This window comes from Paenibacillus sp. J22P59 (assembly GCF_059383895.1).
Genome location: NZ_JBXENX010000007.1, coordinates 280,700 through 296,341, shown reverse-complemented (window position 1 = coordinate 296,341; position 15,642 = coordinate 280,700). Strand labels below are relative to the sequence as shown.

The 15,642-nt window shown below is 48.6% G+C and carries 6 protein-coding genes; 3 read left to right on the top strand and 3 right to left on the bottom strand.

Annotated features, from left to right (window positions below; genetic code table 11):
* Positions 1–368 precede the first annotated feature (368 nt).
* From mbcS to shc, 3 genes are all read right to left on the bottom strand, one after another.
* Positions 369–1,970, bottom strand: a complete 1,602-nt coding sequence (gene mbcS / locus AC50YO_RS14580) for an acyl-CoA synthetase MbcS (RefSeq protein ID WP_494848017.1) — start codon at positions 1,968–1,970, stop codon at positions 369–371.
* 734 nt (positions 1,971–2,704) lie between these two features.
* On the bottom strand, positions 2,705–3,604 hold the full coding sequence (locus AC50YO_RS14575) for an SDR family oxidoreductase (RefSeq protein WP_494848015.1): 900 nt from the start codon (positions 3,602–3,604) through the stop codon (positions 2,705–2,707).
* 600 nt (positions 3,605–4,204) lie between these two features.
* Positions 4,205–6,100: a squalene--hopene cyclase gene (gene shc / locus AC50YO_RS14570; RefSeq protein ID WP_494848014.1), complete on the bottom strand. Its 1,896-nt coding sequence runs from the start codon at positions 6,098–6,100 to the stop codon at positions 4,205–4,207.
* A 628-nt stretch (positions 6,101–6,728) separates the two neighbouring features.
* Here shc and AC50YO_RS14565 point away from each other — a divergent pair.
* From AC50YO_RS14565 to AC50YO_RS14555, 3 genes are read left to right on the top strand one after another with little or no spacing between them, the layout of a single operon-like run.
* Positions 6,729–11,243, top strand: coding sequence for an amino acid adenylation domain-containing protein (locus tag AC50YO_RS14565; RefSeq protein WP_494848013.1), 4,515 nt, complete (start codon positions 6,729–6,731; stop codon positions 11,241–11,243).
* A 28-nt stretch (positions 11,244–11,271) separates the two neighbouring features.
* Positions 11,272–12,522 (top strand): macrolide family glycosyltransferase, encoded by a 1,251-nt coding sequence (locus AC50YO_RS14560; protein WP_494848011.1) that lies wholly within the window; start codon positions 11,272–11,274, stop codon positions 12,520–12,522.
* Positions 12,509–15,610 carry a cyclic peptide export ABC transporter gene (locus AC50YO_RS14555; protein ID WP_494848009.1) on the top strand — a complete coding sequence of 1,034 codons (3,102 nt, stop codon included), beginning with the start codon at positions 12,509–12,511 and terminating at the stop codon, positions 15,608–15,610. Before AC50YO_RS14560 ends, AC50YO_RS14555 begins: the two co-directional genes overlap by 14 nt.
* Positions 15,611–15,642: the final 32 nt, after the last annotated feature.

Sequence of the window (15,642 nt, the reverse complement as noted above, 5' to 3'; positions counted from 1 at the left end):
AAAAACGGATTTGCAATCCGTTATTATTCAGAAATAGCCTAGTTGAGTGCTATTCTCTTCGTGGCAGTAGAATAGGATGAAATAGAGGAACACCGTTCCGTTAAGAGTACGAGGTTATCGCTTGTGAGTACAGTACATAAAGAATCAAAGGGAACGTTAGATTGAACTGGTCTGGTCAGGCACGAATAGAAGCGCGCCATATAAGAGCTAGGCGTGCATTTCCTTATAATCACAATAGAAAAGCTTCCTTTCGAGCATTCTCGAAAGGAAGCTTTTCTATTGTGTCAGGTTGTCTTGCAAGTATAGAAAGACGAAGCCCAATACTTATATTACTTTTACAGAATTATCGACAGACCCGCCATAATATCTTACTTCTGAACCGTCCGATTCTCTTGCTCCCGCAGTTCGATTCTTCGGATTTTGCCGGAGGAGGTCTTAGGGAGATCCTCGACGAATTCGATTTTTCGTGGATATTTGTATGGGGCTGTCCATTCTTTCACATGGGATTGCAGCTCCTTAATAAGCTCTGGAGAAGCTTGAGCGCCTTCCTTCAGCACGATAAAGGCCTTCACAACATGCCCGCGAATCTCATCGGGGCTGGCGACGACCGCACATTCTTTGACAGAGGCATGCTTCATAAGCGCATCTTCAACTTCAAAGGGACCGATTGTGTAGCCTGAACTGATGATAATGTCATCCCCGCGACCCTCGAACCAAAAGTAACCTTCTTCATCCTTGCGTGCCCGATCACCTGTTAAGAAATAATTGCCGTGCGAATTGTTTTCTTTACGGTCAGGGTCCTTATAATAGGTCTTGAACAATGCCGGCATGCTGAGATGCACAGCAATATCTCCTACTACGCCTGCTGGAAGCGGGTTACCCTCCTCATCAATAACCTCGACAATGCCAGGTGCAATGGACTTGCCCATAGAGCCTGTCCGAATAGGAGTATCCTTGAGTGTACCAATGATCAACGTACTCTCTGTCTGTCCATAGCCATCCCGAATAGTAATGTCGAAATGTCTTTGGAAGGTGGTAATAACCTCTTGATTCAAAGGCTCGCCAGCGGATACAGCACAGCGCAAGCTTGATAAGTCGTATTGCTCCAATCCTTCTGTCTTGGCCATTAAGCGGTATTCCGTTGGCGTACAGCATAATACCTGAATGCCATGATCTTGCAGCAGCTGTAAGTATCGTTCCGGCTTAAACGATCCGTTGTAGACGAATCCTGTGGCACCATTGCCGAGTACCGTCAAGAAAGGACTCCAGATCCACTTTTGCCAGCCGGGTGCTGCTGTTGCCCATACCGTATCCGATTCGCGAATATCCATCCATAAGGAGGAGGTAATTCTTAAATGGGCATACGCCCAGCCATGGCTATGGACAACAGCCTTCGGATTGCCGGTTGTGCCGGAGGTATAGGCGAGAATCGCAATATCTTCACTGCGGCTGTCTACTGCTGTAAAGGTATCAGGCTGATTGAGCATTAGCTCTTCGAGATTCAGCCAATTGGGACCAAGCTTGTCAGCCTCTCCGGCAACAGCAAGACGGTAGTTCAGAGCAGGCAATTCTTCTTTAATTTTATCAATTTCAGTCGTACCCTCAGACCAAGTAATAACGGCTCTTGCTTCGGAATGCTGGAGGCGATAGGACAAATCCTTAGCCCGCAGCATTTCGGAAGAAGGAATAACGGCCAATCCCAGCTTAAGGCAAGCGAGATAAATCACATAAGTAATAATGCTTCTCGGGACCATTACAAGTACGCGATCCCCTTGGTGAAGACCAAGCTTAGCTAAGCCTCCGGCAAGTTGATTAGCTTGCTTACGAAGCTCTCCATAAGTGATTTCTTTAATATTACCCTGTTCATTCAACCATTTGAGCGCAACCTTATTGGCAGGATGCTGTTCCATTTCGGAAGTGAGATTGTAGTATGCAGGTGCGATCCATTGCTGATTTTCCAAAAAGAACATCTCCTATATAAACGTGTTGGATATAGCTAGTATGCTTAGTATAGCATGATCACCTAGCGCTGAAAGATAATGAACGGGAGTCACTTCGCGAATGTTTTGTGTCTATTATGGCTTATAAATGACAAAATATTGGGATACATAGCAAGATATATGTAGAGTTATGGAGATTGCCTAATAGGTTGGTTACTTAGGTATGAGCCCGTGGAAAAGAGCCTCATAAGAAGGGTTGACGTGAAGGGAGCAGTTTGTTCGGATGAGAGTAGCCTCATAGAAGAGTGAGGCTATTGTCGTACTCACAGTTGAAGGCTCGTTAGTGGAGTAAATGTCTTGTCTAGCTGATAAGTATGAGGTATGCAACTAGTTAATCAGAAGTTACTTAGGTGCGCGATGCTGCTCTTGACGAACCGTATGAATTTTGAGTAAGGGAGAATACAAACACCATGAGGCGAAATCACATAAGTATGAGGCCAAACAGCTATAATCGTGGCGAATGGTGAAGGAATTTGGAATGTATGAGGTAAAGCACATTCCTCAGGAAGCTAGGCTCCTGAGCTATGAGGCTAGCCTCATAGAATGCTTGTCGTGTCAGGGAAGCAGCTCATATGAATGAGTATAGCCTCACAAAAGAGTGAGGCTATTGCCGCGCTCGCAGATTGAGTACTCGTTAGCGGAGTAACTGGTCTGCCGAGTTGATATCTGCACCGCACCGTTTAGAGCATGAGCGAGAGGAGGGCTCAAGTCTCCGTCATCACGCCCCCATTGACATGCAGGACCTGCCCGGTAACGAATGAGGAATCATCAGAAGCCAAATAAATATAGGTTGGGGCGAGCTCAAAGGGTTGGCCTGCTCGTTTCATCGGTGTCTCTAGACCAAAGTGCTTCACATATTCGGCTGAGTAGCTGGAGACGATCAGCGGTGTCCATATGGGACCTGGGGCTACGGCGTTCACGCGTATTCCGCAATCAACTAATTGAAGCGACAAAGAGCGGGTGAAGGATACGATGGCTCCCTTTGTTGAGGAATAATCAACCAGAAGCGGCGCTCCTGCATAGGCGGTTACGGATGCTGTGCTGATGATGGAACTGCCGGGACAAAGATAGGGGAGTGCAGCCTTGGTCATATAAAAATGAGGGAAGATATTTGTACGATACGTATCCTCCAACTGTTCATTGGAAATATCCATAATGCTCTTCTGAGGAAATTGCACAGCTTGATTGAGGACTAGAATATGGATGGCACCAAAACATTCCAAGGTTTGCCGGACGACCTCAGTCGAGAAATCAGGGTGGCGCAGGTCGCCTTCGATAAGCAGACAACGGCGGCCATATTGCTCAACCATTTGCCTAGTATCCTCGGCATCTCGACGTTCATATAAGTATGCAATCGCGACATCCGCGCCCTCTTTGGCGAATCCAATGGCAACGGCCCGACCTATTCCGCTGTCTCCTCCAGTAATAATGGCCACCTTGCCCGTAAGCTTCCCGCTTCCCTTATAAGCAGGGTTGTCGGAGATTGGGAGCGGCACCATTTTATACTCCAGGCCAGGCTGTACATCCTGATGCTGGGGAGAAAAAGTAATCGGCACCTCCTTGCACTTGGTTTCCTGTCCGTAATAAGGGTATCTCGGAATCATCATCGTACCTCCGTATGTGTAGGATGATGCAGGATATTCACCCATACAGTAAAACGGAACTCTCCTCACTTAAGCAGATGAATGCCTCAGTAGAAATGATCTCGTACCCTTACTTCATACGCAAAAAAAACAATTTTCAGCCGATCAGCCTTATCCAGCTGTCAGCGGTTGTATTGCCGTGTATTTCTGCCTATCAAAAAAATAAATACAAGCGCAGCGGCTGTTATACTTAGAGACTGACTCGTCGTCATTGTCCTAAACTGGTAATCCGCAACTCGCTCGATCTTCCGCTTACAGAGCAGTATATCATCCAGTATTCCGGGTTTTTGAGTATCATTCCGCGCGATTTCTTCATTGGAACTATTCAATTGTTTTTCTTTCAAGGGCTTGACCTCCTGTAAGGCTAGTGACTAATCGTTGGCGGCTCGTTCGACCGGAACCTCCAAACGCATCGTACTAACCTTCGAATAGAGAACCGAGGCAATCTCTTTGCTGTCGTATAACTACTTAGACTCCGTTCGTTTCTACCTCTCATATATAACATAAATGCATGAAGGGAAGATGTTAACTTCCTCACAGTGCAGGAATTAAAATACGAAGTTAATGCAAGGCTTCTCCATACTTTTTGCGGAAGTGACTCAGAGCAAGCAAGGGCCAAATATAACGGTAGCTGTGGTAATGCGTATAGAAATAGCCGGGAAGGCCAGCGCCTGTAGGATAAGCAGTCGGCCAAGCATCTTCGCGCGAGAAAGCGATAAGTCGATGGACTCCTTTAATCATGGCAGCGGTGGGCTGTGCATGAACAGCGATGAGCGCATCTAATGCCCATGCGGTCTGGGAAGGCGTGCTTACTCCCAAAGGCACATAGTGGAGGAGCCGATCGCTATTACAAGATTCTCCCCATCCTCCATCGGTATTCTGGATGCTTAACAGCCATTTGGCGCCTTTGCTTATTGTCTCGTGGCTGGATGGAACAGCAGCAGCCCGGAGGCCAGTCAACGCTGCCCATGTGCCATAGATATAACAGATACCCCATCTCCCGTACCACGATCCATCCTTCTCTTGGTGGTTGATCAGCCAGTTCGTTCCCCGCTCCATGAAGGCATGTCGAGTGTCCAGTCTGGCAAAATTGCCGAGATACTCTAAGGTACGTCCAGTCAGGTCAGCCTCCGAAGGATCAATGGCAGCCGATTTGGCCCCATCTATGGCGAGCCAAGTGAGCATCTCTTTGTTTGTATTTTTCTCAAAAGCCGGCCATCCGCCATCTTTATTTTGCATAGACAGCACCCAATGAAGTCCGCGGTTCCATGATTCCCGATAGGCGGGTTCATGCAGGGACAGATTTTTGATAGCTCGCAAAGCTGCAGTCGTATCATCCACATCAGGATTAAGCGTATTGGACTCAGAGAATCCCCATCCGCCAGGTAAAACATTCGGGTTATGGAAGCTCCAATCTGCTGCGCTATCATGCTGCTTCTTAAGCAAATAAGCAGCAGCGTTACGAATGACTCGATGGTGGCTGGCAATGCCGGACTCTTGCAGGCTGTAAGCAAGCAGAGCGGTATCCCATACCGTAGAGGGTGAATTTTGAATCGTTACATTGCGGCCCGTGTGGCATCGCATCGCCATTAGTCCTTGAATCGCTTGAGTAATCAGCGGATGCTGCTTATCGTAGCCAAGAGCAAGCAAGGCTAGAATCATTAGAATAGTGCTGCTGGCATAGCTGTACAATGTTCCGTCCGATTCGATTCTCTCCAGCATGAATTGCTCGGCCTTAGCCCGGGCAGCCTCATGGATCGCATGGGGAGTGCCAATAAGCGTGTTCATTCCGGACTGTATGCTGCCCAGCATTTCATGGAATCCCCTCGCTGGTGGCTTCTCGGTATCCGTTCTAGTGATATGAAGCTCATCTAGGTCAGGAGTATGGGGAGTCTGAATAGAGAAATTCCGATCAGCCATGATCAGCATGGGGGCAAGATGGACTCGCGAATAGCCGGAAAATTCGAAAAAGGAAAAGGGCAGGGAAGCAGGGAGCAGCACGATCTCTAATGGAATGGAGGAGATGGAGACAGGCCATTTTCTTCGCCCGGTGGCGGCAAGGATCGCTTTAGTAAGGAGACTGGTTACTTTCCCGAGACCGCCTTTGGATTGAATAAAGTGCTTGGCTCGCTGAATCGGTTCATCTGCCTGTTTGCTGTACCCCGAATAGAGCAGGGCGTAATAGGCTTCAACGGAAGCCGATAAATTCCCCTCTTCATCCCGATACCAGCTCCATGAGCCGTCGGGCTGCTGCTCTGCCAGAATACGCTCATGCAACTGGCGAATCAGGTCCTCACTTGGAGCGTTCAAGCTTCGGAGAAGAATAATAAGGTAAGCATCTATGGTCGTACCGCTCTCAAAACAAAAACGCCAAGCGCCGTCCGAATGCTGCTGCTTAATGAGAATTGCTGTCAGTTGCTGGATTTCTTTATGGATTGCTATTGAAATATTACCCATTTTCTTAGCGCCTCCTAGGCCATTTACACCATTATATGATTGGAGGCAGAGAGAAATGAGCGGAAGCAATGTAATAGAGTAATAGACGAGTAATACATTTTTTTACATATTTGTATTAGATGTAAAAAAGTTGCGAGGAATTCAAAAAAAATTCAAAAATAGAACCCGTTTAATATGAAAACAAGGTAATTAGACCTAATAAGTCCTGTTAATTTAACTATTTAAGGAAAAACAATGGACTGACAGACTAACTTGGAAACGGAGAAAATTGTCGAAATAACATGAAAAAAAGAAGTTAATGTTTATTGGTAAAGTAATATTCGTACTCAATAAATAGGATTACAAATTCCATAAATTACTTGTATTGACTCTATGAGAGTGACTCTGTTACATTATTGCTAACTTTACAAGAAATCTATCAATTCTACTTTTAACGTCAACTTTCGACTGATGAGAAGTCGAATTCCCGCCTTATGAGGTTAGGTCATTCCAAGCGGACAGCCTAGCCATTCCACATCTTGCGTCTACCTACAAGACGAAGAGCCTCGCCCGCCGAGCGTTTCTTCGCTTCATCATGAATCCAACCCGCATGTACGTTCAATTACGCGTTATCATGGAGGTAATACGCATGTTCAATCCTTCCTCTGTTCATACGAGCTGTGAGGATGTTTATCCTTTGACCCATCCCCAGAAAAGAATCTGGTATCTTGAGAAAATTTTTCCCCACACGCCTTTGGCGAATATCGGTGGTCCCGTCCGTATCAAAGGTGACGTCGACTTCCAGCTGCTCCAGAAAGCGATTCAGCAGTTCATCCGCAAGCATGAAGGAATAAGAATCCAACTCACCGAGGCCGACGGAGAAGCTCGGCAATATGTAAGTGAATACGAGCAGCAGCCCTTTGATTTCTTTGATTTCACAACGGAGCTTGATCCCGAAGCGGCATTCCAAGAGTGGGTGGACCGGGAAGCGGGAAAGTCCTTTGCGCTTGAGCAAGCCCCTTTATACTATTTTGCTTTTTTTCAGCTTAGCGATCAGGATAAAGGTTATTTGATCAAGTGTCATCATATTGTGTGCGACGGGTGGTCCATCCAGATTCTCACGAAGCAAATCGCAGAGTGCTACACGAAGCTAGCAAATGCGGAAGAGGCCGATGATGGCCAGCAGACGCCTTCCTATCTCGATTATTTGACTGAGGAGCAAGCCTATCTTCAATCAGAGCGCTTCAATAAGAACAAGCTCTATTGGGCGGAGAAGTTCCGAACTCTTCCAGAAGGGCTGGCGGTCACCGAATCGAATCATATTGCAGGAAGACGAACGACGGTCGAGCTGGACCCACAGCTTTCCTGGCGAATTCGGGAATTGGCGGAACGCCGCAAGGTGTCGTTGAATACTTTTTTTGTATTCGTCTACTTTGCCTATATCTATAAAACGACGAACCAGAATGATCTTGTTGTCGGCACCCCGGTCTTGAACCGTTCCGGCAAAAAAGAAAAAGCAATGTTCGGCATGTTCACCAGCACGATGCCTTTCCGGTTTGCAGTTGATGCTAACGCAACGATTGAAGAGACGCTGACGATTCTGCAGAAGCAGCTGATGGAAAGCTATTTCAACCAACGGTACCCTTATGATCTGTTAGTAAGGGATCTGGATCTTAAGAAAAAAGAATATGACCAACTGTTCCATGCCTGTGTCAATTATTACAATACGAAGCTTCTGACCAGCATGAATGGCGCATCTGTTGAGAACACCGAATTTTATAACGGTCATCAAGCCTATGAGCTGCAATGGGTGATCAAGGATTGGTCCGATTCAGGCGCGTTGACGCTTGATCTGGATTATAGAGTGGATGCTTATTCCTCTGAGACAATCAATGAAATGGCAAGCTGCTTGCTTCTATTAATCGAGCAGATGCTAGACGATCCTGAGGCCAGCATTGGCAGCCTCTCCCTCCTAACGGAGGAGGAAAGAGACCGTCAGCTTCTTGATTATAACAATACCCAGACGGAATATCCGCGCAGCAAAACGGTTCAATGTCTGTTCGAAGAACAGGCACAGAGGACGCCGGATCTTCTTGCAATTGAGCATGAATGCAGTCAATTCACTTACCGAGAGCTTAACGAGACAGCCAATCGCTTGGCTTGGCGATTGATTCAAAGCGGAGTGACCAAGGATTCGATTGTTGGCTTATGGGCGCATCACTCGATCGAGACCGTTATCGGCATCTTGGCTGTACTAAAAGCGGGAGGCGCCTATATGCCGATCGATCCCGCGTATCCCGAAGAACGAATTCGTTATATGCTGGACGATTCCGGAACGAAGCTGGTGCTGTCGAATGTCAGTGAATCCTCTCCGTTTGCATTTGCCGGGGAATGGCTGAGCCTAACGGATCCTGCTATTTACGATTCCAATACTTCCAATCCTGCCGCTTCCAATGAACTGAATGATCTGGCATACATGATTTATACGTCCGGGTCTACAGGCATGCCGAAGGGAACAATGATCGAGCATCAGGGGCTGACCAACTATATTTGGTGGGCGCAGCTTATGTATGTCAAGGGCGAGGAGGAAGCATTCCCGCTATATTCATCCCTGGCATTCGATCTAACCGTGACTTCTATCTTCACTCCACTGATCTGCGGAGGCAAAATACTTGTCTATCGGGATAATGGAGATGAATTCATCCTATATCGCATTTTACGAGACAACCGGGCTACAGTTATTAAGCTGACTCCGGCACATCTATCCTTGTTGCAAAATATGGATAACCGCTCTTCCTTAGTCAAGCGGTTTATCGTTGGAGGTGAAGATCTAAAAACAAGCTTGGCACGCAATATACTTGAGAGCTGGGGAGGGAAAGTTGACGTCTTTAATGAGTATGGTCCGACCGAGACGGTGGTCGGCTGCATGATTCACCGGTATGATCCGGCAGCGGATACGCGGGCGTCGGTGCCTATCGGTGTTCCTGCACATAACGTGATGATCTACCTGCTTGATCCGAATAGAAATCCGGTACCCGATGGAACCCTCGGCGAGATGTATATTTCGGGAGACGGCATTGCCAGAGGCTATCGGAACAGAGATGATCTGACGAATGAACGGTTTATAGATAATCCATTTGTCTCCGGCAAACGGATGTACAGAACAGGGGACCTAGCGAAGCGGCTAGCCAGCGGCATAATCGAATATGCTGGACGGACAGATCACCAAGTCAAAATTCGCGGACATCGGATTGAGACGGGAGAGATCGAGAAGGTTCTGCAGCAGCACGATGATGTACAGGCTGCGGTAGTCATCGACCGCGAGCATGCGGATGAGAGCAAGTATTTATGCGCGTATGTGGTGGTTAAGGACGGGTCGCTAACCTCGGAGTTAAGACGGTTTGCCTCGGAAAGGCTGCCAGCTTATATGGTTCCAGCTTATTTTGTGGCAATAGATGAAATACCGCTTAGCGTCAATGGGAAGGTGAACCGCCAGCTGCTTCCCGAACCAGAGAAGGCCACAGCACGAGAAGCCGGCTTCGAAGAAGGACGGAATGAAGCGGAGAGAAGTCTTCTTCGCGTTCTTGGCGATTTGCTGCAAATCGAGCAGATCAGCATTCGGGACAACTTCTATCACCTTGGCGGCGATTCGATCAAGGCGATTCAAGCATCTTCCAGGCTCAACCGAGAAGGGTATGCCATCAAGGTCAAAGATATTTTATCGCATGCAATCCTTGAAGATATGGCACGTCAGATGGAGCCCCTGAAAGAAGATGATTTATATCCCCAGCATCGGGCTGAGGGAAGCATTCGACCATGGCCGATCAGCTCGTGGTTTTTTGGACACCGCTTCAAGCAGCCGGAGCATTATCATCAATCCGTTCTGCTTAGCCTCAAGCAAGAGGTTGAAGCAAGCCAGATTGAGCTTATTCTTGCGAAGCTAATCGAGCATCATGATGCGCTTCGGATGAATGTCGATGCTGTGACAGGAGAATTATTCTACAACAATGAGCCAGAACAAGCAGTCGCGGTGCATGCTCATCAACTCTCGGCCATATCGGAGGAAGAGCAGGCTATTCGTATAGCTGAGCTCGGCGAAGCGCTGAAAGCATCCTTTGATCTGCAGCAGGGAGCATTGATTAAAGCGTGTATATTAGATCTCGGCAGAAGCGGCAAGAAGCTATTGCTGACTGCGCATCATTTGGTCGTTGACGGTGTGACATGGCGAATATTGCTGGAGGATATCGCTCAAGGTCTTGAGCGTCTTCGGGCAGGTGATACAGTCGAGCTGCCAAGCAAGACTGCATCTCTACAAGCATGGGCTGAGTATTTGCATCAGGCTAGCCTGACGGAAGCAGAGTATCGCTATTGGAAGTCTGTAGTGGACGGCCTTAGCCCGATTCCGGTTGATGAGGAGAGAGGCGAGGATGATATTGACAGTGCGCGAACGATCTTTAGCTATTTGACGGAATCGGAGACAAGCGGCCTAATGCTTGATGCTCATTCTGCCTATGGAACGAAAGCGATGGATTTGCTGCTCGCAGCACTGGGCCAGACACTGTTCAAGTTCTTTTCGCTGGATCAAGTAGGGATTGAACTGGAAGGGCATGGCCGTGAGCAGCTCGGCGATCCGATTGATCTGTCCCGTACAGCGGGATGGTTTACTTCTCTGTATCCTGTGAAGCTGATCCGCACGCCAGGCGAGCTTCCAAGCTGGATCAAGCGGGTGAAGGAACAGCTTCGCGAAGTGCCTAACAACGGTATCGGCTTCGGGCTGCTTCAACTGCGATCTCTGGAATCCCAAGATTTTGCTGCACCTAAGCTGATCCGATTTAATTTCATGGGCGATTTCGATAGCGACTTCCACAATGACTGGTTCTCTTTAGATGAGGGAGACAGTGGATTAGAATCGGGGCGACTCAACCCTATGACTTCTCAAATGGACTTTAACGCGATGATCGTTAATAAGAGGTTTAAGCTGGCTGTCACTTACAGCGGCAATAGGTTTCATGACCAGACAGCGGCTAAGCTTGTCGGGGCATTCATGGATCAACTAAGGAGCATCATTGCGCACTGCTGTGGGAAGCATGCGACAGAATATACGCCATCTGATTTCGACACGATTGAACTATCGCAGGATGAGCTGGACAGCTTGCTGCTATGACAAGCGAATTCAGCAGAGGAGGTGTGTAATGTCGAAGGTTATATTTTTCGGCGTAGACCTGCATGGTCATGTTAACCCGACACTTGGCCTGGTCGCCAAGCTGATTGAGCGGGGAGAAGAGGTTATTTATTACTGCAGTGACGCCTTCAAGGACAAAATCGAACAAACCGGCGCCTCATTCCGCAGCTATAGAGGGCTGCTCGGATTCGGCACCCACGATGGGACGGGCATTGATACGTTTCTCGTATTCGCCGATTTCCTGATGGACAAGAGCCGTATTCTGACAGAGGCATTATCTGAGGAAGTGGCACAGCTCAGGCCTGATTATATCGTCCACGATGCATTCAGCCTCTGGGGCAAGCGGCTTGCGGACCAGCTTGGCGTACCGGGCATAGCCTTCTTCGCCAACTTTCCCTTTATCGACGAGATGGCGGATCGTGATCCCGAGTTTTTCATGGAATATGTGCTTCGGGCAGAAGGCGATCCGCTGTACGAGAAGAACAAGGGCAAGCATGATATTTACCGGAAGCTGCTGGACAAGCTGTCTCGCATGATTGCGCTGCGGTATAGCCTGCCGCCGCTCAATATTATTAACGATGTGTTTTGCAGCAAGCAGCCGCTTAATCTGGTGTTCACCTCCAGATCCTTTCAGATCCATGCGGATGCTTTTGACGACAGCCATTTATTTGCGGGGTATTCGCTGTACCCAAGACGGGAGCCAGTTACGTTTCCGTATGAGCTTCTGGACGGCAGGCCGCTTGTCTATATTGCCTTTGGAACGATATTAAGTGATCTAAGTGAGTTGTACGAGACTTGCTTCTCTGCGTTTGGCGACAGCCGGTTCCAAGTGGTGATGTCCGTCGGACCCAAAATGAACGCAGTAGATTGGAGTGGGGCGCCAGATAACTTTATCGTGCTGCCTTATGTGCCACAGCTTGACATTCTCGGGCAAGCTGACGTCTTTATTACTCACGGCGGCGCCAATAGCATCTATGAGTCGATATGCTGTCATGTCCCAATGGTTGTACTCCCGCAAGTATTCGATGAGTATATGGGAGCGTTGATGGTGGAGCAAGCGGGAGCTGGCCTGTACATTCGGGATAAGCAAATTGACGCAAGCGTGCTGAAAGAGGCGGTTGAGGCTATCGTCTCAGACCCTGCTTACCACGAGAATTGCAGGCGGGTACAGCAGACCTTCGAAGCGACGGGCGGCTTGGATTATGCGGTAGATGAAATGTTTAAATTCAAAGAGCAGAAGGTGTACGATGATGCGTATTAAACGATGGTTTTTGCTATTCGCCAGCTGCTTTCTGCTTATGATGGCGGTTCAGCCGGCTATAGGCTCTGCTGCCGGCCTAAGCGGCAAGGAAGCAGAGATTGAGCGATTCATCGAGAAAAGCTGGAAGAAATCAGACATCCCCGGGATGTCCATTGTGATCGTAGATGGAAAAGACACGGTCTACCAGAAGGACTTCGGCTATGCTGATGTCGATAAAAGCACTCCTGTTCAGCCCGACACCTTGTTCGAGCTGGGATCGACAAGCAAGGCATTCACTGGCCTTGCCGTGCTGAAGCTGGAGGAGGAAGGCTTGCTGAGCTTGGATGATCCTGTTACGAAGTATCTTCCATGGCTTACTATGACCTACGAAAAACGTCCGGTTGATGTCACCTTGAGAGACTTTTTACACCATACGACAGGCGTTCCTTTCAAGAGCATTGGCGGCATTCCGATAGCTGAGGGCGAGGAAGCGTTGGAGCAGACGGCTCGAACCCTAATCGGGCAAGAGCTGGACAACCTGCCCGGCGAAACGTATCTTTACGCAACGATCAATTATGACGTGCTGGGCTTGATTGTGCAGCAGCTGTCAGGCATTTCTTTTGAGCAGTATATCAAGGAACAAATTTTGCAGCCGCTGGGCATGTCCGAGACCTTCCTGTTCCGCGATGAGGCGGCACAGCGTTCGTTCTCTAAAGGATACAAGCCTAAGATGATGCGCCCGGCGGTATATGATGCGCCGATGTACAGAGGAAATACGCCTGCCGGGTACGTGATTTCTAATGCAAATGACATGGCGAAGTGGCTGAAGATCCAGCTTGGTGCCCAGCCGGTGGAACAGTCTCTTGCCGCGCTGATTGCGAAGTCGCATCTTCCTAATAGAACGGTGCCGCCGGGCTCTGACGGCTCTTCTTATGGGGCAGGCTGGAGCATCTATCAGGATGGCACGGGAGAGATTTCACATGCTGGAGCTAATCCGAACTTTTCTAGTTATTTTGTATTCCGTCCGCAGGATGGGCTAGGCGTTGCCTTGTTGGCGAATATGAATTCTCCATACTCCGGGACGATTGCCCAAGGCATCATGAACATTATGGTGGGCAAGGAAGTTCCTGATCCAATCAGCGATGCCTACAAGAGCATCGACACACTTGCTTCTGTTATTCTGATCGTCGCAATTCCAGTAGTTCTGCTCGTAATATGGATGACGGGTTCGGCTATTGTACAGGCGATTCGCGGTATACGCCGTTTTCAAGGAAACCTGTTATCGGTTGTAGTCCATATAGCGGTGCTTGCTGCCTTCATGGTCGGTTTAGCCTACTGTCTATACCGTATTCCAGACATTCTGTATTGGGGATTGAACTGGGACTTTGTCCGCGTATGGGCACCGAACACGCTCGTATACGCTGTCCTGACATTGTTCGCAACGATCCTGCTGTTCGGATTATATATGGTGCTTACCAACCTGTTCCCGAGAGCGGATGATCGCGCCATGTTTGCGCTGACGCTGCTCAGCATTGCGAGCGGCTTCGGCAATGCGATGATCATTTTCATTGTCAACGAGACGTTGAACCGTGGCATTGAAGATTTCCAGGGCGGTCTGCTGCTTTACTTCAGCTTCGGCATTGCCATCTACGTCATCGGCCAGAAGCTGGTTCGTACAAGACTGGTGAAGGTCGCCAACGACATGGTGTATCAGACGCGTATGGAGCTGCTTGGGAAAATCCTGAATACCTCCTATCAGCGCATTGATAGCTTGGAGGATGGTAGAATTCAGGCTTCCCTTAATAATGATACCGAAACGATTAGCGGCTTCTCGAATGTCGTCATCTCGGGTGCTACCGGGTTGGTAACGCTGATCTGCTGCTTTGTGTACATGGGAGCAATCAGTCTGCAAGGGGTGCTGGTAGCAATCGCCTTTATCGTAATTGCTACAGGGCTCCACTACGTTACTGGAATTAAGGCCAATAAGATCTGGGGAGAGACTCGCGACATCCAGAACGTGTTCTTCCGTTTCATTAATGATCTCATGAATGGCTTCAAAGAGCTAAGCCTGAACGCTGGCAAACGGGGCGGCTTCCGCAAAGATATGGAAGCTAGCTGTACGACCTACAGGGACAAACGGATTACAGGAGATCTTCAATTCGCTAACGTCAACGTAATTGGCGAGCTGTTGTTCACCTTCGTTATCGGTGCGGTCGTCTTTCTATTCCCGCTTCTATTCAGTGAGCTGAAAGTAAACACGCTTAGGAGCTATGTGTTCATATTGCTGTACATGATCGGTCCTTTGCACGGTATATTGGCGACGATACCGAATGCCATCCAGATTCGCATCAGCTGGAATCGGATTAAAGAGCTGTCCGCTGAGCTGGATGCGATCCAGGAGGAGAGCCCGGAGTCGATAGGAGCTGTATTGCCGGCTACGGCGAATTTAGAGCTTCGTTCCGTGGAATATCATTATCGGACCCAAGATGGCGAGAGCTTCTCTGTTGGACCTATTAATTGTGTATTCCGACAAGGCGAAATTACGTTCATAACGGGCGGTAACGGCAGCGGCAAATCAACCTTGGCGAAGCTGTTCACCGGCCTGTATGTTCCTGATCAAGGCAATGTGCTGCTCGGAGGCGAGCAAGCCGATCCGAGAAGGCTCGGCAGACATTTCTCAGCGATATTCAGTGATTTCTACCTGTTCCAGAAAATGTACGGCATTGATCACGAGGCCAAGCAAGCGGAGATCGAGCATTACCTTGGCGTTCTGCATCTGGAGGATAAGGTCCAGATTGAGGACGGTATCCTTAACACGACCAAGCTCTCGACAGGCCAGCGGAAACGGCTTGCGCTGCTCATGAGCTATTTGGAAGACCGTCCATTCTGTCTTTTTGACGAGTGGGCTGCCGATCAGGACCCGGAATACCGTGCCTTTTTCTACAACACCCTGCTGCCTGATTTGAAAAAACGAGGAAAATGCATCATTGCGATTACGCATGATGATCGGTTCTTCGACTTGGCTGATCAGGTGATTAAGATGGATATGGGACAAATCGTCAAGATTGAATATCCACAATCCGCAGGCTATGCGGTGACTGGAGCTTAAGATTAGCCCGATTGCTGTAGTCGCATCATGGG

What these genes read in the sequence shown, in the direction of transcription:
- mbcS (WP_494848017.1), bottom strand. Translation starts at nt 1,970, where the DNA reads ATGTTCTTTTTGGAAAATCAGCAATGGATCGCACCTGCATACTACAAT.
- AC50YO_RS14575 (WP_494848015.1), bottom strand. Translation starts at nt 3,604, where the DNA reads ATGATTCCGAGATACCCTTATTACGGACAGGAAACCAAGTGCAAGGAG.
- shc (WP_494848014.1), bottom strand. Translation starts at nt 6,100, where the DNA reads ATGGGTAATATTTCAATAGCAATCCATAAAGAAATCCAGCAACTGACA.
- AC50YO_RS14565 (WP_494848013.1), top strand. Translation starts at nt 6,729, where the DNA reads ATGTTCAATCCTTCCTCTGTTCATACGAGCTGTGAGGATGTTTATCCT.
- AC50YO_RS14560 (WP_494848011.1), top strand. Translation starts at nt 11,272, where the DNA reads ATGTCGAAGGTTATATTTTTCGGCGTAGACCTGCATGGTCATGTTAAC.
- AC50YO_RS14555 (WP_494848009.1), top strand. Translation starts at nt 12,509, where the DNA reads ATGATGCGTATTAAACGATGGTTTTTGCTATTCGCCAGCTGCTTTCTG.